This is a genomic window from Arthrobacter sp. MMS24-T111 (genome assembly GCF_054888995.1).
The window spans coordinates 296,496-314,640 of sequence record NZ_JBTZRO010000001.1 but is presented as its reverse complement, the minus strand read 5'-3'; the positions used below and the strand labels follow the sequence as shown (position 1 = coordinate 314,640).

The window sequence follows — 18,145 nt, the reverse complement described above, 5'->3', positions numbered from 1 at the left end:
CGACGAACACCGGCTCCGCAAGGGTCATCCCCGTGAGCACCAGCAGCCCGGCGGCGACGACGCCGCAGATCACCGCAAACTTTCCGCTCTTTCCGGTATGGCGCATGTGCTCCATCATCCCCGAGGAGCGGCCTCCCTCAGGACGTAGCCGCGCATGATGGCCATGATTGCTGCAACACTTTGGTCACGGGTCCGCTCGGGATTGTAGGTCTGCCGGTCCAGGCCCACCACGAAGCAAGCGCCGAAGATGGCCGTCTCCAGGCTGCCCCGGGACACCGAGCCATCCACCGGATACGCCGCGGCTACGCTTTCCACGGCCTGGCCGATGACCGCGAGGAGCTCCCCGCGCAGGACCGAAAATGTGCCCTGCCATTCACTGGGGATCCGCCAGTTCTCGCTGACCCACAGGCGGGCGAAGGAAGGGTATTCGGCCATGAAGTCCATGGCCTGGCCAATCATCGCTTCCATGGCCAGCAGCGGGTCCCGGCCGCCGCCGCCGGCAGCGGCCTCAAGCAGGCGTGCCTTGAGGATGTCCACCCCGTGCCGCAGCAGCTGGGCGATCAGCTCGGATTTGCTGCCGAAGTTGTAATAGACCGTGCCCTTGGACACCCCCGCCGCGGCGGCGATCTCGTCCACCGTGACGTTGGCCGCCCCGCGCTCGCCGATGAGCTCCATGGAGGCGTCGAAGAGTTTCTGGCGGGTGGCGTTGGTTCGGGCAGGCCGGAGCGCTTTTGCCCCGGCCTGGGGTTCGGTGGTCATACGGCAATCTCCGGTTTCAGCGTCTTGAGTGTCCAGTACTTGTTCTTGCGCACCGCCAGGGTGGACAGGGCTGCGCCCAGTACCGTGTACCCCAGCAGGCCAACCAGGGTGGGAACAATCATGGACAGGTCCGCGCCGTAGATCAGGTGCCGCATCCCGGTCACAACGTAACCCATGGGGAGGACCTGGTGCACCGCATGCAGCGGCTCCGGGGTGGTCTGCCACGGGAACGTGCCGCCCGATGACACCAGCTGCAGGACCAACAGGATCAGCACCACCAGCTTGCCCGGAGAGCCCAACAGGGCCACGATCCCCTGGATGAGGGCGCTGAACGCCATCGCCGCCGCCAGCAGGAACAGCCACATCAGGACCGGGTGCGCGGGGTTCAATCCCAGCGCCACATCCACCACCAGGGTCAGCAGGGACGCCTGCACCACCGAGACCAGCAGGAACGGCAGCCAGCCGCCCAGCGCGATCTTCCACGAGGGCGCGTTCGAGGCCAGGGCCCGCTGGGTGATGGGCCGCATCGCCTGGATCAGCATGAAGATCCCGATCCACAGGGCGAGCGTAAGGAAGAACGGCGCCAGCCCCGCGCCGTAGGAACCGGCCTTGGCCTGCGAGACATTGCTGACCGCCACAGGATCGGCCATCACCTGGGAGAGGTTGCTCTTTTGCGTGTCGTCCGGGTTGGGAACCTGGCCGGCGCCCTTTCCGATCTCGTCGGCCAGGGTGCGGGAGCCGGTGGCGGCCTGGCCCGCACCATCGGCGAGCTGGGCCGCGCCGGCGTCCACTTTCCGGGCCCCGTCCGCGAGGCCGGCGGCGCCGTCGACGGCGGACTGTTCACCGGTTGCCAGCGCTGCGGCCCCTGTGTGCAGCTGGTTCGCCCCGGCCGAGGCCTGCCCGATGGCGTCCTTCAGGGCCGGCATCCCGGCAGCCAGCTGGGCTGCGCCGACGCTGACCGCCTGGGAGCCGTCGGCCAGCTGCTGGACCTGTTCGGCGTCCGTCTGGATCTTGGCCTTGGCCGCGGCCACGGGGCTGGACGCTGCGGCGGCGTCGAAATCAGCCAGCACCTTGTCAGCCTGTTCCTGGGTCAGGACACCGGAGGCGACCAGCCTGCTGTTGGACTCCACCACCCGGGCACGCAGCCCCTGGTCGGCTGCCTCCAGCTGGGACGCCACATCCTGGACCTTGGTGTTCAGCTGGGCGTTGCCGGCAGCCACCTGGGCCGCGCCGGAGGCAAGCGTCTGGGTATCGGAGGGCAGCGTGGCGGTCTTGTCCTTCAGTGTGGACAATCCGTTGCTCAGCTGCCCCGCGCCGTCGGTCAGCTGGTTGGCGCCGTCCCGCAGCTTCAGCTGGCCGGCGTACAACTGGTCGGCGCCGCTGCTCAAGGCGGTGGTGCCTTCGTGCAGGGTGACCGTTCCGTCCCTGAGGGTGGCCACTCCATCGGCCAACTGGGCGGCGCCGTCCGCGGCCTGGACCATCTTGCTGTGGATGGTGCCGAAACCGGTGAGCAACTGGTTGGCGGTCTCCTCCCCAACCTCCTTGGCCACCGTGGTGTGGACGGCCGTGGTCAGTTTGTCCACGATGGTGCTCAACAGGTAGTTGTTGGCATCGTTCGTGGTGACGTTCAGCATGGCCTGGCTCGCGGAATCAAAGCTGCCCGGCGAGACCAGGTTTGCCGAGAAATCCTTGGGGATCTTCAAGGCGAAGGCGTACTGGCCGCTGCTGACTCCGGCGTCGGCCTCCGTTGAGCTGGACACCGGAACCCAGTGGAACACGTTGCCCTCCACCAGGCTGTCCGCGACTTTGGTTCCGGCCTCCAGCCGGGTGCCGTCGGCAGCAGTGGCGCCCGAGTCCTCCACCACCAGTGCGGCGTCAAGGCTGTTGAGGTGCCCGTAAGGATCCCAGTTCGCGTACAGGTACACCGCACCGTAGAGCAGCGGGACCATGGTCAGCGCCAGGATGGTCAGCTTGGGCAGCAGCCCGCCGGTCATGCGCTTGAGTTCGGAGCGGGCCAGCCGCAGGACAGTCACTTGGCAACCTCGGTTTCGAGTTCGGTTTCCTGGGTTTCCCGGTCAGGCACTGACTCCGCTGAGTGCTTGCCGGCCGGGGCATCGGGATCGGTTTCGGGGATCCGTTCCGGCGCGGGTTCGGGTGCCTCGTTGCCAATGCGGGCAACCGGCCCGTCCCACGAGGCGGGGACGGCACTGACGGCCGCAACGACGGCGAGGGGCCGCCCGGCGTCGTACGCCAACGCCTGGAGGCGCGGCAGCCAGGTGAGGTCATCCGCGCTGTGCCGGTCCGGGGAGTCGACCACCAGCAGGTCGGTGCGCGGGTTGGCCAGGGCCAGCGCCGTCAGCAGCTCGAGCCGCCGCCGCGGCTCGAGCTGTTCGGTCCACAGGTCCGCGATGTCCTCGAACCGGTTGACCTTGAGCCAGGGCCGGCTGAGCAGGGCACCACGGTAGCGGCGGGGGATCAGGGCCAGGTCCTCCGTGACCAGGTCGCGGACGCTGAGGTGCTCCTCGGGCTCATTGACGCCGGGGGAGTCCACCAGTGCCGCCGCGAGGCGGAGCTGCTTGGTCCGGGAGTTGCCGTCCCAGCCGAGCTGCCCGCCGCCGGTGGCCTTCATCCTGCCGCTGAGCAGGAGTGCCAGTGCGGTGCGCTGGTCCTGCCGGTCGCCGGCAACGAGCAGCAGCTCGCCACGCGCGACCGTCAGGGACGTGGGAGGAAGCAGCGGGTCCCGGCGTCCTTTGGCTTGGAGCTGGTGTGCTGAGAGCAAGGCTTGCCTTTCGCAGAAGAAGTCTGCATCAAGACTAACCAAACTGACCGGTCAGTTCAAATAGACGTCACAGGCCGTACTTCTCGAGCAGCCTCAGCCAGACCTCACTGATGGTCGGGTAGGAAGGGACCGCATGCCACAGCCGGTCCAGCGGAACTTCGCCCACTACCGCGATGGTGGCCGCGTGCAGCAGCTCGGCCACGTCGGGCCCGGCGAAGGTGGCGCCCAGGAGGACTTTGCGGTCTTCATCAACCACCAGCTGCGCCCACCCCTCATAGTTCTCGGAGTGCAGGGAGGAGCCGGCCACCTCGATGGGCAGCTCCACGGACGAGGCGTTGTAGCCGTCTTTCCTGGCAGTTTTCAGCGTGCGGCCCACGCTGGCCAGTTCCGGATCCGTGAAGACGACGCTGGGTACGGCGTGCTGGTTGGCCGTCTGGGCGCAGCTGGTCCAGTCGCCCGGGGCTCCCTTGAGCCGGCCGTTGGCCCGGGCGGCGATGGCGTCACCGGTGGCGCGGGCCTCGTACTTGCCCTGGTGGGTGAAAAGGTTCTTGCCCGCGGCGTCCCCCACGGCATACAGCCAGGCGTCGTCCCCGGGTGTCCCTTCCACGAGGCCGGTGGTGTCCGTGGACAGGCTCAGGTGGCCCGATTCTCCGGGCTCGAAGCCGACACTTTCCAGGCCGAGGCCTTCCAGCGCCGGGTGCCGGCCGGTGGAGACCAGGACCTTTTCTGCCGTGACGGTGGTTCCGTCGCCCAGGCTGACGGTGAGCGTCCCGTCGTCGTTCGCGGTGATCCGTTCGGTGGCCGTATGCAGCCGGAGGGTGACGCCGTCTGCCCGCAATCCCGCCGCGACCAGCGCCGCCGCTTCCTCCGGAAACGTGCCCAGCAGGCCGCTGCGCGCCACCAGGGTAACATTCGAGCCCAGGCGGGCGAAGGCCTGCGCCAGCTCCGTGCCGGCCACTCCGCCGCCCAGGACCGTGAGGCGTTCGGGGATCTCAGCGGCGGACGTTGCTTCCCGGGTGCCCCAGACCTGCACGTCCTCCAGCCCCTCGATGGGAGGGTTGTTGGGGGTCGACCCGGTGGCCAGGACCACCGCGTGCCGGGCCCGCAGCAGGTGTTGCGCCCCGTCCAGGCCAGCCACCTCAACCGTCTTTGGCCCGGTCAGCCAGCCGTGGCCGCGCACCAGCTCGATGCCGGTGTCCGCCGCCCAGCTGACTTGGCTGTCGTCCTGCCAGTTGGACGTGAAGTAGTTGCGGCGTGCCAGGACGGCGGCGGCGTCCAGGGTTCGGGTGACGGCCTCTTTGGCTCCGGGGGTGGTCTGCGCTCCGTGCAGGGCGGTTCCGGGCCGGAGGAGTGCCTTGGATGGCATGCACGCCCAGTAGGAACATTCACCGCCAACAAGTTCCGCTTCCACCATGACGGCGCTCAGGCCCGCCTGGACCACGCGGCCAGCCACGTTTTCACCTACGGCGCCTGCGCCGATAACAACAACATCAAATTCGCGCTCAGCGGCCTCGGGCATCATGTGCACAGCCTAGCCGGGACGCGCCGCCTGGCGGGCACAAAAAGGTCCGCACCGGCGAACCGGTGCGGACCTTGTTGGTGCGCCCAAAGGGATTCGAACCCCTGACCTTCTGTTCCGTAGACAGACGCTCTATCCAGCTGAGCTATGGGCGCATTCCGTGTCCCGGGAGAAGAACCGCTCTCCCCGAACCTCGAATTACTTTACGCGAGCCGGGGCCGTAGTGCCAAATCGAAACGCTTGTAATCTCCGCAACTAGACCGGTATAGGTGACCTTTGTCACTTAATCGGCGATTCTACGGCAAAAATTCCCTGAATTTCCGCGGAATTCACTTTTCGTGACCGGAGATGTCAGTCAAGCTCCCCAAAAACTCCAGTGGTCCGGACCATAGCATTTAGCTCACACCGATGAACCCGAGGAAGGGAACTGCAATGGGCGATCTGGCGCAGAAGCCGCTGCTTGAGAAAGCACCCACCACACATGCCGGCCTGCTGGCATGGGTCGAAGAGGTTGCTGAGCTTACGCAGCCGGACCGCATCTACTGGGTTGACGGGTCCGAAGAGGAAAACACCCGCCTGACCGACGAACTCGTCGCCGCCGGAACGCTCACGCGCCTCAACCAGGACCTGTTCCCGAATTCCTTCGCCGCGTTCTCGGATCCCGCCGACGTTGCCCGCGTCGAGGAACAGACCTTCATCTGCTCGGAAAACAGGCGTGACGCAGGCTTCACCAACAACTGGATGGACCCCCGCGAGATGAAGGACAAGCTGCGCGGGCTCTTCGCCGGTTCCATGCGCGGCCGCACCATGTACGTCATCCCGTTCGTCATGGGCCACCTGGATGCCGAGGACCCCAAGTTCGGCGTTGAAATCACCGACAGCGCCTACGTTGTTGCGTCCATGCGCATCATGGCGCGCATTGGCACGGATGTCCTGAACCGGATCACCGAGACCAACGCCTTCTTCGTTCCGGCACTGCATTCCCTGGGTGCGCCGCTGGTCCCGGGCCAGGATGACGTCCCGTGGCCGTGCAACCCGGACAAGTGGATTGTCCACTTCCCCGAAGAGCGCTCCATCTGGTCCTTTGGCTCCGGCTACGGCGGAAACGCGCTGCTGGGCAAGAAGTGCTACGCCCTGCGGATCGCCTCCGTCATGGCCCGCGACGAAGGCTGGCTGGCCGAGCACATGCTCATCCTCAAGCTGACCTCCCCCGAGCAGAAGACGTACTACATCTCCGCGGCCTTCCCCTCCGCCTGCGGCAAGACGAACCTCGCCCTGCTGGATCCCACCATCAAGGGCTGGAAGGTTGAAACCCTCGGTGACGACATCACCTGGATGCGGTTCGGCAAGGAAGGCGAGCTGCGCGCCGTCAACCCCGAGGCCGGCCTCTTCGGCGTCGCACCCGGTACCGGTTGGGGCACCAACCCCAACGCCATGCGGGCCATCGCCAAGGGCAGCAGCATCTTCACCAACGTTGCGCTGACAGACGACGGCGGCGTGTGGTGGGAGGGCATGACCGAGGAAACCCCGGCGCACCTTACCGACTGGCAGGGCAACTCCTGGACGCCCGCTTCGGACAAGCCCGCTGCGCACCCGAACTCCCGCTTCTGCACCCCGATCGACCAGATCGACATGCTGGCCGAGGAGTACTTCAGCCCGGACGGCGTGGAGCTCTCCGCCATCCTGTTCGGCGGCCGCCGGAAGACCACCATTCCGCTCGTCACCGAGGCCCGCAGCTGGTCCAACGGCATCTTCATGGGCTCCACCCTTTCCTCCGAAACCACCGCTGCCGCCGCCGGCGCGGTCGGTGTAGTCCGGCGCGACCCCATGGCCATGCTGCCCTTCATCGGCTACGACGCGGGAGACTACCTGAACCACTGGGTAAACCTGTCCGCCAAGGCAAACCCGGAGCGCCTGCCCAAGATCTTCCTGGTCAACTGGTTCCGCCGGAACGCCCAGGGCGGCTTCGCCTGGCCCGGCTTCGGCGACAACGCCCGCGTCCTCAAGTGGGCCATCGAGCGCCTCGAAGGCACGGCAGACGCCGTCGAAACCCCCATCGGCTACGTGCCCACCGGCGAGGCCATCGACCTCGAAGGCCTGGACATGACGGCTGCCCAGGTTGAGGAGGCCGTCAAGGTCGATCCTGCCGAGTGGGCCACCGAGCTGGCCTCCATTGAAGACTGGTTCGCCAACTTCGGCGGCTCGCTGCCCGAAGCCCTGCAGTCCGAACTGGCAGGCCTGAAGGCCCGCTTGGGCTGACCTGCCCTTCATAAGTACGACGACGGCCCCGCACCTTTTCCGGAAGGTGCGGGGCCGTCGTCGTCCCGTGGGCCCGGGAGCGGGCCGCGCGGTGGATTCAGCTCGCGAGCCAGATGTCCGGGCCGAAGACCTCGTAGTGGATCCTGGTGGCGGGAATGCCCGCGTTGATGGCCTCGTTGCGGATGTTCTTCATGAACGGCAGCGGGCCGCAGAGGTAGAGGGACGCATCGGCCGGGAGGTCCACTTCGCGCAGGGACATGAAGCCCTGCCTGGTGCCGTCCACCGGCTGCTCAAGCCAGAGTTGCAGTTCTGCGCCGTCCAGGCGCTCGACGTCGCTGGTCATCTGGCTGCGCAGGGCCCAGCTGTCCAGGGTGCTTTCCGCGTGCAGCACCAGCACCTGCCGGTCAGAGCCGGATTCGGCCAGCGACCGCAGGATGGACGCCGTGGGGGTGCAGCCGATGCCCGCGGAGGCCAGGACCACCGGGCCGTCGCCGTCCTTGAGCGTGATCTCACCGTAGGGGTTGGAAATCTCGACGACGTCGCCCACCTGGACGGTGTGGTGCAGCACGGGGGAGACCTCGCCGCCGTCGTCCAGCTTGGTGGTGAAGATGCGGCTGGTGCCGGCATCGCCGGAAAGCGAGTACTGCCGCACCTGCCGCAGTCCGTCGGGGAGCGCCACCTTGACGCTGATGTACTGGCCGGGCAAGGCGGGGGTGACGGGGGTGTCGTCGGCCGGCTCCAGGGTGAAGGTCATGGAGCCGGTTCCTGCCGGTGCCTTGGCTGCCACCCGCCAGGGCGTCCACATTTTGTCGTTGGCCTGCGCGGCGTAGAGGCCCTTTTCGAGCTTGATCAGGGCGTCCGCCATCAGCCAGTACACCTCGGTCCAGGCTTCGGCGATCTCGGGGGTGATGACCCCGGCGAGGTCTTCGGCGATGGCCGCGAAGAGGTGCTCGTAGACCACCTGGTACTGCGGTTCGGTGATGCCCAGGGAAGCGTGCCGGTGGGCGATGCGGGAAAGGACCGTCTCCGGCAGGGTGCCCGGATTGTTGACCAAGTGCGTGGCGAAGGCTGCGATGCTCCCGGCGAGGGCCTGCTGCTGGTTCCCGGAGCGTTGGTTGGAGCGGCTGAACAGGCCATCCATCAGTTCAGGGTGCGCCGCGAAAAGGCGGGCGTAGAAGTTCGGGGTGATGGATCCGATCCTGGAGCCGACCAGCGGCAGGGTGGCCTCAATGACGGGGCGGGACTTGTCCGAGAGCATCTGAAACTCCTGAGGTTATGGCCGGGGCCTTTGTCCCGGCGGGATGAAAACTCGTATTTCAAATACAAGTATTTCTGCCTCAGTTCTACACTGCGTAGAAGATTGAAATCAAACTGGTAGGTGACACCCGGATGGGTTGGGCTACAAGCCCGGGCGGAGGCCGATTATCTGGAATACCGGCGCCATCTGGCGGGCCTGGGGAAGGTCCGCGATCACCACAGAGTCGAGTTCCGCGTAAAAGGCTTCCCTTGCGCGGGCCAGGGCGCTCCGGAGCCGGCATTCGGTGATCAGCGGGCAGTTGCCGGCCGGTGATACGCAATCGGCCGGATCTGCCCGGGAATCGAGTTGCCGCAGGATCTGCCCCACGCTGGCGATGCGCCCGGCATGGCTGAGCTGGGACCCGCCGGAGCGGCCCCGGACAACCTCGATCAGCCCCAGGCTCCGCAGCTTGGCCATCGCCTTGCTGACGTGGTTGTAGGGCGTCCCCACCGAGTCCGCGATGCTCTGAGTGGTCAGCAGGGTGCCGTCGGGGACCGCTGCGAGCACCATGAGTGCCCGCAGGCTGACGTCGGCGAAGGCGTTGATCTTCACGGCTGCCGCTGGTCTAGTCCACCCAGATGGCGGGCTCGCTGGCATCCGCGCCCAGCTCGCCAAAATCCCAGGACTGGGTGCTGGGGTTGGCGGCATAAGGCAGGACGGCTGCGAACAGGGAACCGTCCCGGTGCTCCGCGGCCACGTGGATGGCGTCGGAATCCTCTTCAACCAGCAGGATGTCGCATACGACGGCGGCGGCGCGGAAGTCGTCCCGGTTCTGCCGCAGGAGCGCCTGGAGGTCCTGGATCATGGCCTCGGCGTCGAAATCCCCATCCGTGTCCTCCCCGGCTTCCGCCGGGGAGACGGCAACCAGCCGCACCTCGCCGTCGTTTTGGACCGTGAGCGCGAAGGGCAGGAAGCCGCCGTTGCGCTGGAACTGTTCCTGGGCCGCGCTGACACCCGTGCCCAGGAGGTTCTCCAGGTCGGTTGCCGTGGCTTCCGGAACAGAATCGCGCCAGCTCTCCTGGCCGCCGGAGCCCTCCGTTGCCTGCCCCGTGTGCTCTACCATCCGCTGCTAGGCCCGTACCAGCGAGAGGACGCGGTCGCGGACGCGCTCCATGGTGGCCCGGTCCGTCGCCTCGGCATTGAGCCGCAGGAACGGTTCGGTGTTGGAGGGGCGGAGGTTGAACCAGTAGCTGCCGTCGTTGGCCGTGAACGTGCTGCCGTCCAGGGTGTCGATGGTGAGGTCCTCGTCCGCGAAAGCCCGGCGTACCCGCTCCACCGCCGCCGGCTTGTCCTCAACCTCGGAGTTGATCTCGCCGGAGCTGACGTAGGGCTCGTATTCGCGTGCCAGGTCGGACAGCGGGCCGTCCTGCTCGCCCAGCGCTGCCAGGACATGCATGGCCGCCAGCATGCCGGTGTCCGCGTTCCAGAAATCGCGGAAGTAGAAGTGCGCGGAGTGTTCGCCGCCGAACACGGCGCCTTCCTCGGCCATGACCGCCTTGATGAACGAGTGGCCCACGCGGGTCCGGACAGCCCGTCCGCCGTCGTGCTCCACCAGCTCGGCGACGGCACGGGAGGTCAGGAGGTTGTGGATGATCGTGGGCTTTTCCTCGCCCTGTGCCTTGGCGCGGGCGATCTCGCGGCGCGCCACCATCCCGGTGATGGCGGACGGCGATACGGGCTCGCCCTTCTCGTCGATGACGAAGCAGCGGTCTGCGTCGCCGTCGAAGGCCAGGCCGATGTCCGCGCCGTGCTTGATGACCGCTGCCTGCAGGTCGCGGAGGTTCTCCGGCTCCAGCGGGTTGGCGGGGTGGTTGGGGAAGGAACCATCCAGTTCGAAGTAGAGCGGAACAATGTCGAACGGGAGTTTGTGCAGCAACGCGTCGCCCAGCACGGCGGGAGTGGTCAGGCCTGCCATGCCGTTGCCGGCGTCCACCACCACCTTCAGCGGGCGGGACGCCGAGAGGTCAACCAGCTTGCGCAGGTACTCGGAGTAGTCCTTGAGGACGTCGCGGACGCTGATGTTTCCACGGGTGCCGGCGGCGGGGATGGACCTGGTGTTGAGGTACTGCTCCGCGAGGGCCTGGATCTCCTTGAGGCCGGTTTCGGAGGAAATCGGGACGGCGCCGGCCTTGGACATCTTGATGCCGTTGTAGGCAGCGGGGTTGTGGCTGGCGGTGAAGGTTGCGCCGGCACGGTTGAGGAAACCGCACGCAAAATACAGCTCATCGGTGGAGATCAGGTCCAGCAGCTCCACGTTGGCGCCCCGCGTTGCGGCTCCGTTGGCGAAGGCCTTGGTGAACTCGGGGAGGACGGGCGCATGTCGCCGCCCACCACGATGGTCTGGCCTTCGAGCTTGAGGACATCCACGAACGCGGCCCCCACGGCTTCGACGATTTCGGCGGTGATCGATTCGCCCACAATCCCACGGACGTCGTAGGCCTTGAAGGATGCCGAGAGATCAAATGTCGTTGTCTGTTCGCTAGTCACGGGCTTTATCTTACGTGGGCGGCGGACGCAGCCAAGCTGGTTCCGGGTGCACTTTCGTAACAGCTGGGCGCATTCGGGTGCACCGGCCGGGGCTTTCCACATAGCAGCACCGGGCTGTGCCCGCTGTCAGGGGGTGCTGGAATACTGAATCAATGGCCGATAACCAGTTCACGTCCACAATCTCCGCCACCACCCTTGCCGCAGGTCCGGATGCCCCCGGAACCGCCACCCACGCTGAGGCCCTCGAGGTCCTTCGCGGCCTGGTGGGGCATCCCGGTGCAGTGTTCCACGACGGGCAGTTTGAAGCCATTGAAGCATTGGTCGACGCCGGGCGGCGGGCGTTGGTGGTCCAGCGCACCGGCTGGGGCAAGTCAGCGGTGTACTTCGTGGCCTCCCTGCTGCTGCGGCGCCGGGGCGCCGGGCCCACGCTGATCGTCTCGCCCTTGCTCGCCCTCATGCGCGACCAGGTGGCCGCTGCTGCGAGGGCCGGGGTCCGCGCCGTGGCCATCAACTCTGCCAACCAGCTGGAGTGGGACACGGTCCGTGAGCAGCTGGCTGCCGACGAAGTGGACGTCCTCCTGGTCTCTCCGGAACGCCTGACCAATCCCACCTTCCGTGAAAACCAGCTGCCCGAACTCCTCCGCCGGACCGGCCTGCTGGTCATCGACGAAGCCCACTGCATTTCCGACTGGGGCCACGACTTCCGTCCCGACTACCGCCGCATCGCCGACCTCATCACGCGGCTGCCGGACTCTGTGCCGGTCCTGGCCACCACGGCCACGGCCAATTCGCGGGTGGTGCACGATATCGAGGAACAACTTGGGGCAGGGGTCCTGACCATCCGCGGCGCCCTGGGCCGCGATTCGCTCCGGCTCGGCGTCCTGTCCCTTCCCGATTCCAAAGCGCGCCTGGGCTGGCTGCTGACGCACCTCCCAGATCTCCCCGGCAGCGGCATTATCTACACCCTGACCGTGTCCGCAGCGGAGGACACCGCCAGGCTGCTGGCCGAGGCCGGGCACCACGTGCTCGCCTACACCGGCCGGACCGATCCGGCCGACCGGGAACGGGCGGAGCAACTGCTCAAGGACAACGAGGTCAAGGCGCTGGTGGCCACGTCGGCACTGGGTATGGGCTTCGACAAACCGGACCTCGGCTTCGTTGTCCACCTGGGCGCGCCGTCGTCGCCCGTGGCCTACTACCAGCAGGTGGGCCGTGCCGGCCGTGGCGCCGCCAACGCCGACGTCCTGCTGCTGCCCGGCTCCGAAGACCGCGAAATCTGGCAATACTTCGCCACCGCGTCCATGCCGTCCGAGGAGAAGGCCGGGGCCGTCCTGACCGCCCTGGCCGAGGCCGGAACGGCCCTGTCAACGGTGGCACTCGAAGCCAGGGTTGACCTGCGGCGCACCCCGCTTGAGCTGCTGCTGAAGGTGCTGTCCGTGGACGGCGCCGTGGAGCGGGTGGGTGGCGGCTGGCGCGCCACCGGACAGCCCTGGACCTACGACGCCGAACGCTACAGCCGGATCGCCGAGGCGCGCGTGGACGAGCAGGACTCCATGGTGATCTACCAGGACACGGCGGGCTGCCGGATGGAGTACATCACCTCGGTCCTGGACGATGAGACGGCCCGGCCCTGCGGCCGGTGCGACAACTGCGCAGGCCAATGGTTCCCCGCCGACGTCGCGGCCGAGGCCACGGCCGCCGCCGGCCAGACCCTGAGCAGGGCAGGCGGAGTCCTGGAGCCGCGCCTGCAGTGGCCCAGCGGCATGGACCGCCTGGGGGTTCCGGTGAAGGGCAAGCTCAAGCCCGGGGAAGGCCTTGCGGACGGGCGGGTCCTCGCCCGGCTGACGGACCTGGGCTGGGGCGGGGCCTTGCGGGAGCTGTTCGCCTCCGGCGCGCAGGACCGGACTGTGGATCCCGGGATGCTCCAGGCCTGCGTGCAGGTGCTGCGCGAATGGGGCACCGGGGACTCCCGGAACCCGGGGTGGAGCGGAGCCGGCAGGCCGGCCGCCATCGTCAGCATCCCCTCCCGGAGCAAACCGCAACTGGTGGGTTCGCTGGCCCGCGGGATCTCGGACATCGGGCGCATCCCCTACCTTGGCGAGCTGCAGTTGGCGCACGGCGGTCCCACCGGCGGCCGTGGCGGGAACAGCGCCTACCGGTTGGCCGGAGTGTGGGACCGGCTGGTGGTGGGCCCGGAACTTGAGGCCGCGCTGCAGTCCGCCCAGGGCCAGCCGGTCATGCTGATTGACGACCTCGTGGACAGCCGGTGGACCATTACGGTCGCCGGGCGCGCCCTTCGGCAGGCCGGGGCGGGAGCGGTGCTTCCCCTGGTTTTGGCCCAGGCCGGCTGACCGCAGCGCCGGCGTGCCGCGGCAGCAGGATGCTGTCCGCGGTGCTGGCCAGCATCAGGACGGCCATGGCCAGGAACGCGGCCCGGAATGGCCCGGCGGCGTCCTGGTGTCCGAGGGAAATCCCATCAAAGGTCCGGATCAGCAGGGCTGCGACGGCGATTCCCGATCCCGTGGCAAGCTGCACCAAGGTCGCCGACACCGTGTTGGCGGAGGTGAGCTGCGCCGGCGGGATGTCCGCGTACTGCACGGACGCATATGACGAAAAGCCGATGGAGCGGAACGCCCCGCTGCAGACCAGCAGTGCGAACATCAGCACTTCCGGGGTCTCAGGCGTCAGCAGGGCGCAAGCGGCGAAGGTGACGGCGGACGCCAGCGAGGCAAACACCAGCATCGCCTTGAAGCCAAACTTCCGGATCAACGGCGTGGTGGCCGGCTTGATGCCGATGTTGCCGATGAACACTGCGGCCACGAGTGCTCCGGCGTGCAGGGGAGTCCATCCGAATCCGGTCTGGAACATCAGCGGCAACAGGAAGGGGACCGAGCTGATGGTCACCCGGTACACGAAACCGCCGGTAGCCATGGCCCGGAAAGTGCGGGCGCGGAAGACTTGCAGGTTGAACAGTGGATGCGGAGTGCGCCGCATCCACAAAACGGCCCCCGTGAGCGCTGCGGCCCCGGCGGCGGCGCTGATCCCGGCCCAGGGCAGTTCGGGGTGGCTGCTGGCAAGTTCCAGGCCGGCCACGAGCGCTCCGACCCCGACGGTGGTCAGTGCCATGCCGGGCCAGTCCAAGCGCCGGCCGGGATCGCCCGGCGCTACCGGGACCAGCCGGAGCGAAGCCAGGAACGCGGCGGCACCGAGCGGAAGGTTGACCAGGAAGATCCAGTGCCAGGACAGGTAGGTGGTGAGCGCTCCGCCCACCAGCGGCGCGAGGACCGGTGCCAGGAGCCCGGGCCACACCAGGAACGCGGTGGCGCGCAGCAACTCGGACTTCGGTGTGCCGCGCAGGACCACCAGGGTGCCCACCGGAACCATCATGGCTCCGCCAGCCCCCTGGGCAATGCGGCTCAAGGTCAGGGTGGTGAGGTCCTGGCTGAGGGCGCAGGCGAGCGACGCCAGGGTGAAGACGGCGATTGCCAGGCAGAAGATCCGGCGGGCACCAAACCGTTCTGCCAGCCAGCCGCTGAGGGGGATGCCGATGGCGACGGTCAGCAGGTACGCGGTCATGGTGATGTTCACGTCCGCGGCGGCGATGGCGAAGTCCGCGGAAATGCTGGGGATGGCGGTGGTGAGGACCGTTCCGTCCAGGAACTCCATGAAGAAGGTCGCCGCCACCAGGAGTGCAAGGCGAGGATTCCATGCCGTCCGGGTGCCCTCGGGCCGGGGTAAGTTGCTGCGTGCCGCCATGGGCCAATCCTGCCACCGCTGCCGCAGGCACCGCTCGCCACGTCCGGCTGCCGGACAGCGTTTTCCGAGTGGGCGTGGCCGGTTTTCCGAATGGGCGAGGCGCAAAGTCCGTCGTATCAGAAGCTTGTTCGCGTCTGCGCACCCTTCAAGGTGCTGATGCGCGAACGGGCTTAGGACTGGCCAGGGGCACTCCCGAGGCCGGGCCCGGAAACGCAAAAGGCCCCGGTCCAGGGACCGGGGCCAAACGCGGAGACGGGGGGATTTGAACCCCCGGTCGAGTTTAACCCCGACCCTTCATTAGCAGTGAAGTCCATTCGGCCGCTCTGGCACGTCTCCAATTGCTATTCCTAGCCCACCAAGGATACGCAGATCCGGCCATGCAGTGCAAAACGGTGCCCGGCCAGGCAAACCCGCCGGCCGCAACGGCGCCACCCCTGGCAGCCGGGCCCGGGATGCCGGCGCAGGGAGGTGCTAGGGGAGGCGTTGCTCCGCGCGGACCATCCGGATTTCCGGCAGGTCCTCCCAGTCCGCCAGGACATCCTCGGCGCCGTCAGGTTCAAAGCCGAAGCGGCGGTAGAAACCGATGGCATTGCTGTTCGCCGCCGCCACCCAAAGGCTCGCCGCCTGGGTGCCCAGCGCAGCGGTCAGCAGTTGGCCGCCAAGGCCGAGGCGTTGGTGCGAGGCCAGCAAATACAGCCCCCACAGCTCCAGGTCACCGGAAGCCGGCGGCGGGTGCCCCTCGGGGGAACCCGGGGCGGGCAGCCGCCGCCGGCCGGCGAAACCGACCATGGTCGCGCCGTCGCAGGCCACCCACGCTTCGGCGGGGTCCGGACGGTCCAGCAGGTGCCGCCACAGGGCAAGCCGGCCTGCGGGATCCACCGAGGCAAGGAAGGCATCGGTCAACATGCCCCGGTACGTTTCCCGCCAGCAGCGGATGTGTACCTGGGCCAGCTGCTCGATGTCCCCCGCCACTGCCCTGCGGACCGCCACCCCGGCCGCCATTCAGCCCGCCAGCGCCTTCCAGAGGAAATGCTGGCTGCGGGCCTGGAGCGCCGCAGCCTGCCGGTTGTCGGAGGCGCCGGCGTGGCCGCCTTCCAAGGCTTCGTGGAACCACACGTTCGGGATCCCCATGGCCAGCATTCGGGCGGCCATCTTCCGCGCCTGCACCGGGCCCACCCGGTCGTCCGAGGTGGTCGTCCAGATGAAGGTTTCCGGGTACTCCACCGCGTCCTTGAGCAGGTGGTACGGCGAAAAAGTCCTGATGTACTCCCACTGCTCGGGAACATCCGGGTCGCCGTACTCGGCGATCCAGGAGTGCCCGGCAGACAGCTTGGTGTAGCGACGCATGTCCAGCAGCGGCACACCGCAGGAGACCGCCCTGAAAAGTTCCGGATACCGGGTGAGCATGTTTCCCACCAGCAGGCCGCCGTTGGAGCCGCCCACGCAACCGAGCCGCCGCGGAGAGGTCACTCCGCGTGAGATCAGGTCCCGGGCCACCGCTGCGAAGTCCTGGTAGGCCTTGTGCCGGTTTTCCTTCAGTGCGGCACGGTGCCAGGCCGGCCCGTACTCGCCGCCCCCGCGGATGTTCGCCACCACGTACACCCCGCCGCGCGAGTGCGGTGACTTCCCGTCGCTGCCGTCCGATGAAGTCGTCCGCCGCTCCAGCCACGCCCTGCCGACCGTGCCGCTGTACGCGGGCGTCCGGGAGACCTCAAACCCGCCGTAGCCGGAGAAGCTGCGTGGGGTTCTGCCCGTCCAAGGCCAGCCCGCGCGGGGCTACCTGGAAATACGGGACCCGGGTGCCGTCGTCGGACACGGCGAAGTGCTGCTCCACCTCATAGTCGCCGTCAGCGAAGAACGACGGCGAGGCCTTGATGGCGGCGTGCCGGCTCACCACGCCGGGCGTTCCGTCGCCTGCCCCGTCCGGGGCGCTCCGCTCCAGGGTGCCGCGCATGAGGGTGGTGGGGGTGGTGAAGCCCGTGGCGATGAGCCAAAAGTCATCGCCCGCGCCGCCGTTGGCCGGTTCGTCGTCCTCGTCGTCCACGGCGTAGGCGTTCACGTCGTGCAGCGGCGGGCAGGCGTCCAGGGGCGTGGCCGCCCAGCCGCCGTCGGCCGGCCGGGAGGGATCCAGCACCCGGATCTCGGAGGAAACGTCCCTGAGCAGGTTGAGCAGCAGGAAGTTCCGGGTCCAGCTCCAGGACTGCAGCGAGGTGTGGGCATCGGGCGTGAACAGGACCGTGAGTTGCCGGTTGCCCGCGAGGTAGTCCTCGAACCCGGCCGCGAGCAGGGCCCCGGACGGGTACGTGGTGCCGTCCACAGTCCAGTCCTGCTGCGGACGGAAGAGCAGCCAGTCGCGGTGGGCGCTCACGTTGACGTCCGTGGGCACATCGATCGGCACCCACTCGTCGCCCAGCAGGACCAGGTTGGTGCGGTTGAAGAAGTCGATGTAGTCCACCGCGAAGGTGCGCTCAAAGCCGGGGGTGGAATCGTGCGCCACGATAGCCATCATGTGGTCCCCGGGCACCTCGAACAGGCGTGGGGCGCTGGCCAGGGAATCGCCGCGCTTGAGGGTCACCGCGGTCCGGGCGTACGAGGACGCCGTCCTGGGCAGGCCATCCGCGGTGGAGGCAACCAGCAGGGTGTCCGCGTCCAGCCAGGACACGTTGCCTTTGGCGGTCGGCAGGTCGAATCCGCCCTCCGCCGGATCCACGAAGCCGCGTGCTTCGACGTCGAACTCGCGGTACCGGTTCGCGTCGCCGCCGTCGGGGGAGAGGGCCAGCAGGGCCAGCCGGTAGGGCTCGCCCGCGGCCGGACGGAGGAACGTGGCGCCGTGGAACACCCACTCTTCGCCCTCAGCCTTGGCCAGTGCATCAATGTCCAGCAGGACGTCCCATTCCGGGGAATCGGTGCAGTAGCTCTCCCAGGTGGTGCGGCGCCAGAGGCCCTTGGGGTTCTGCCGGTCCTTCCAGAAGTTGTAGTACCAGTCGCCGCGCTTGCCCACCATGGCGATCCGGTCGGTGGAATCCAGGACTTCGAGGATGCCCGCTTCCAGTTCCGCGTAGTCAGCGTCCTCGAGCAGGTCCTCGGTGCGGGAGTTCTGCTCCTTGACCCAGGCCAGCTGCTCCTCGCCGTAGATGTCCTCCAGCCACACATTCTCGTCGACTGGTTCGGGAGCGGAGCCCGGGGACGGGGTAGCGGTGGTGTCCCGGCCGGGACCGGGAACGGACGCTTGATCAGCTGCTGTGGTGGTCATGCGCCCCATCCAAACAACATCCCCCAATGCTGGCAA

At 67.8% G+C, this 18,145-nt stretch carries 11 protein-coding genes, 2 tRNA genes and 2 pseudogenes; 2 read left to right on the top strand and 13 right to left on the bottom strand.

Translation table 11 applies throughout. The features are described from left to right. Nucleotides 1–114: 114 nt before the first annotated feature. The 5 genes from ACX5I6_RS01400 to ACX5I6_RS01380 form a co-directional block, all read right to left on the bottom strand. On the bottom strand, nt 115–759 hold the full coding sequence (locus tag ACX5I6_RS01400; protein WP_285247415.1) for a TetR/AcrR family transcriptional regulator: 645 nt from the start codon (nt 757–759) through the stop codon (nt 115–117). Next, nucleotides 756–2,792 carry a YhgE/Pip domain-containing protein gene (locus ACX5I6_RS01395; protein WP_285247416.1) on the bottom strand — a complete coding sequence of 679 codons (2,037 nt, stop codon included), beginning with the start codon at nt 2,790–2,792 and terminating at the stop codon, nt 756–758. Before ACX5I6_RS01395 ends, ACX5I6_RS01400 begins: the two co-directional genes overlap by 4 nt. Beyond that, nucleotides 2,789–3,538 carry an ABC transporter ATP-binding protein gene (locus ACX5I6_RS01390; RefSeq protein ID WP_461839198.1) on the bottom strand — a complete coding sequence of 250 codons (750 nt, stop codon included), beginning with the start codon at nt 3,536–3,538 and terminating at the stop codon, nt 2,789–2,791. The genes ACX5I6_RS01395 and ACX5I6_RS01390 overlap by 4 nt, the downstream gene beginning before the upstream one ends. A 67-nt stretch (nt 3,539–3,605) precedes the next feature. After that, a complete protein-coding gene (locus tag ACX5I6_RS01385) occupies nt 3,606–5,060 on the bottom strand; it encodes a dihydrolipoyl dehydrogenase family protein (protein WP_461839197.1) in 1,455 nt (484 codons plus the stop codon). A gap of 75 nt (nt 5,061–5,135) precedes the next feature. Next, nucleotides 5,136–5,212, bottom strand: a tRNA-Arg gene (locus tag ACX5I6_RS01380). A gap of 277 nt (nt 5,213–5,489) precedes the next feature. On the opposite strand from ACX5I6_RS01380, the gene ACX5I6_RS01375 reads away from it, so the two are divergent. Next, nucleotides 5,490–7,316, top strand: coding sequence for a phosphoenolpyruvate carboxykinase (GTP) (locus ACX5I6_RS01375; RefSeq protein ID WP_461839196.1), 1,827 nt, complete (start codon nt 5,490–5,492; stop codon nt 7,314–7,316). 97 nt (nt 7,317–7,413) lie between these two features. On the opposite strand, the gene ACX5I6_RS01370 is transcribed toward ACX5I6_RS01375, so the two are convergent. The 4 genes and pseudogenes from ACX5I6_RS01370 to ACX5I6_RS01355 form a co-directional block, all read right to left on the bottom strand. After that, nucleotides 7,414–8,574 carry a globin domain-containing protein gene (locus ACX5I6_RS01370; protein WP_461839195.1) on the bottom strand — a complete coding sequence of 387 codons (1,161 nt, stop codon included), beginning with the start codon at nt 8,572–8,574 and terminating at the stop codon, nt 7,414–7,416. Nucleotides 8,575–8,715: 141 nt separating this feature from the next. Next, on the bottom strand, nt 8,716–9,165 hold the full coding sequence (locus ACX5I6_RS01365) for an RrF2 family transcriptional regulator (RefSeq protein ID WP_461839194.1): 450 nt from the start codon (nt 9,163–9,165) through the stop codon (nt 8,716–8,718). Between the two features lie 13 nt (nt 9,166–9,178). After that, on the bottom strand, nt 9,179–9,676 hold the full coding sequence (locus ACX5I6_RS01360; protein ID WP_461839193.1) for a hypothetical protein: 498 nt from the start codon (nt 9,674–9,676) through the stop codon (nt 9,179–9,181). A 6-nt stretch (nt 9,677–9,682) separates the two neighbouring features. After that, a pseudogene (locus ACX5I6_RS01355) lies at nt 9,683–11,100 on the bottom strand (phosphomannomutase/phosphoglucomutase). A 152-nt stretch (nt 11,101–11,252) separates the two neighbouring features. Between ACX5I6_RS01355 and ACX5I6_RS01350 the strand changes: the two are divergent. Then, nucleotides 11,253–13,451 carry a RecQ family ATP-dependent DNA helicase gene (locus ACX5I6_RS01350; RefSeq protein ID WP_461839192.1) on the top strand — a complete coding sequence of 733 codons (2,199 nt, stop codon included), beginning with the start codon at nt 11,253–11,255 and terminating at the stop codon, nt 13,449–13,451. Here ACX5I6_RS01350 and ACX5I6_RS01345 read toward each other — a convergent pair. The 4 genes and pseudogenes from ACX5I6_RS01345 to ACX5I6_RS01330 form a co-directional block, all read right to left on the bottom strand. Next, nucleotides 13,375–14,856 carry an MFS transporter gene (locus ACX5I6_RS01345; protein WP_461839191.1) on the bottom strand — a complete coding sequence of 494 codons (1,482 nt, stop codon included), beginning with the start codon at nt 14,854–14,856 and terminating at the stop codon, nt 13,375–13,377. The two genes, ACX5I6_RS01350 and ACX5I6_RS01345, sit on opposite strands and share 77 nt — an antisense overlap. A 247-nt stretch (nt 14,857–15,103) precedes the next feature. Beyond that, nucleotides 15,104–15,192: transfer RNA gene (locus ACX5I6_RS01340), tRNA-Ser, on the bottom strand. A 135-nt stretch (nt 15,193–15,327) separates the two neighbouring features. Then, nucleotides 15,328–15,858 (bottom strand): GNAT family N-acetyltransferase, encoded by a 531-nt coding sequence (locus ACX5I6_RS01335; protein ID WP_461839190.1) that lies wholly within the window; start codon nt 15,856–15,858, stop codon nt 15,328–15,330. Further along, nucleotides 15,859–18,109, bottom strand: a pseudogene (locus tag ACX5I6_RS01330) (prolyl oligopeptidase family serine peptidase). Between the last annotated feature and the right edge of the window lie 36 nt (nt 18,110–18,145).

Bases quoted from the DNA above. Each gene is read 5' to 3' on its own strand.
- ACX5I6_RS01400 (WP_285247415.1), bottom strand. From the start codon at position 759: ATGACCACCGAACCCCAGGCCGGGGCAAAAGCGCTCCGGCCTGCCCGA.
- ACX5I6_RS01385 (WP_461839197.1), bottom strand. From the start codon at position 5,060: ATGATGCCCGAGGCCGCTGAGCGCGAATTTGATGTTGTTGTTATCGGC.
- ACX5I6_RS01375 (WP_461839196.1), top strand. From the start codon at position 5,490: ATGGGCGATCTGGCGCAGAAGCCGCTGCTTGAGAAAGCACCCACCACA.
- ACX5I6_RS01370 (WP_461839195.1), bottom strand. From the start codon at position 8,574: ATGCTCTCGGACAAGTCCCGCCCCGTCATTGAGGCCACCCTGCCGCTG.
- ACX5I6_RS01360 (WP_461839193.1), bottom strand. From the start codon at position 9,676: ATGGTAGAGCACACGGGGCAGGCAACGGAGGGCTCCGGCGGCCAGGAG.
- ACX5I6_RS01350 (WP_461839192.1), top strand. From the start codon at position 11,253: ATGGCCGATAACCAGTTCACGTCCACAATCTCCGCCACCACCCTTGCC.
- ACX5I6_RS01345 (WP_461839191.1), bottom strand. From the start codon at position 14,856: ATGGCGGCACGCAGCAACTTACCCCGGCCCGAGGGCACCCGGACGGCA.
- ACX5I6_RS01335 (WP_461839190.1), bottom strand. From the start codon at position 15,858: ATGGCGGCCGGGGTGGCGGTCCGCAGGGCAGTGGCGGGGGACATCGAG.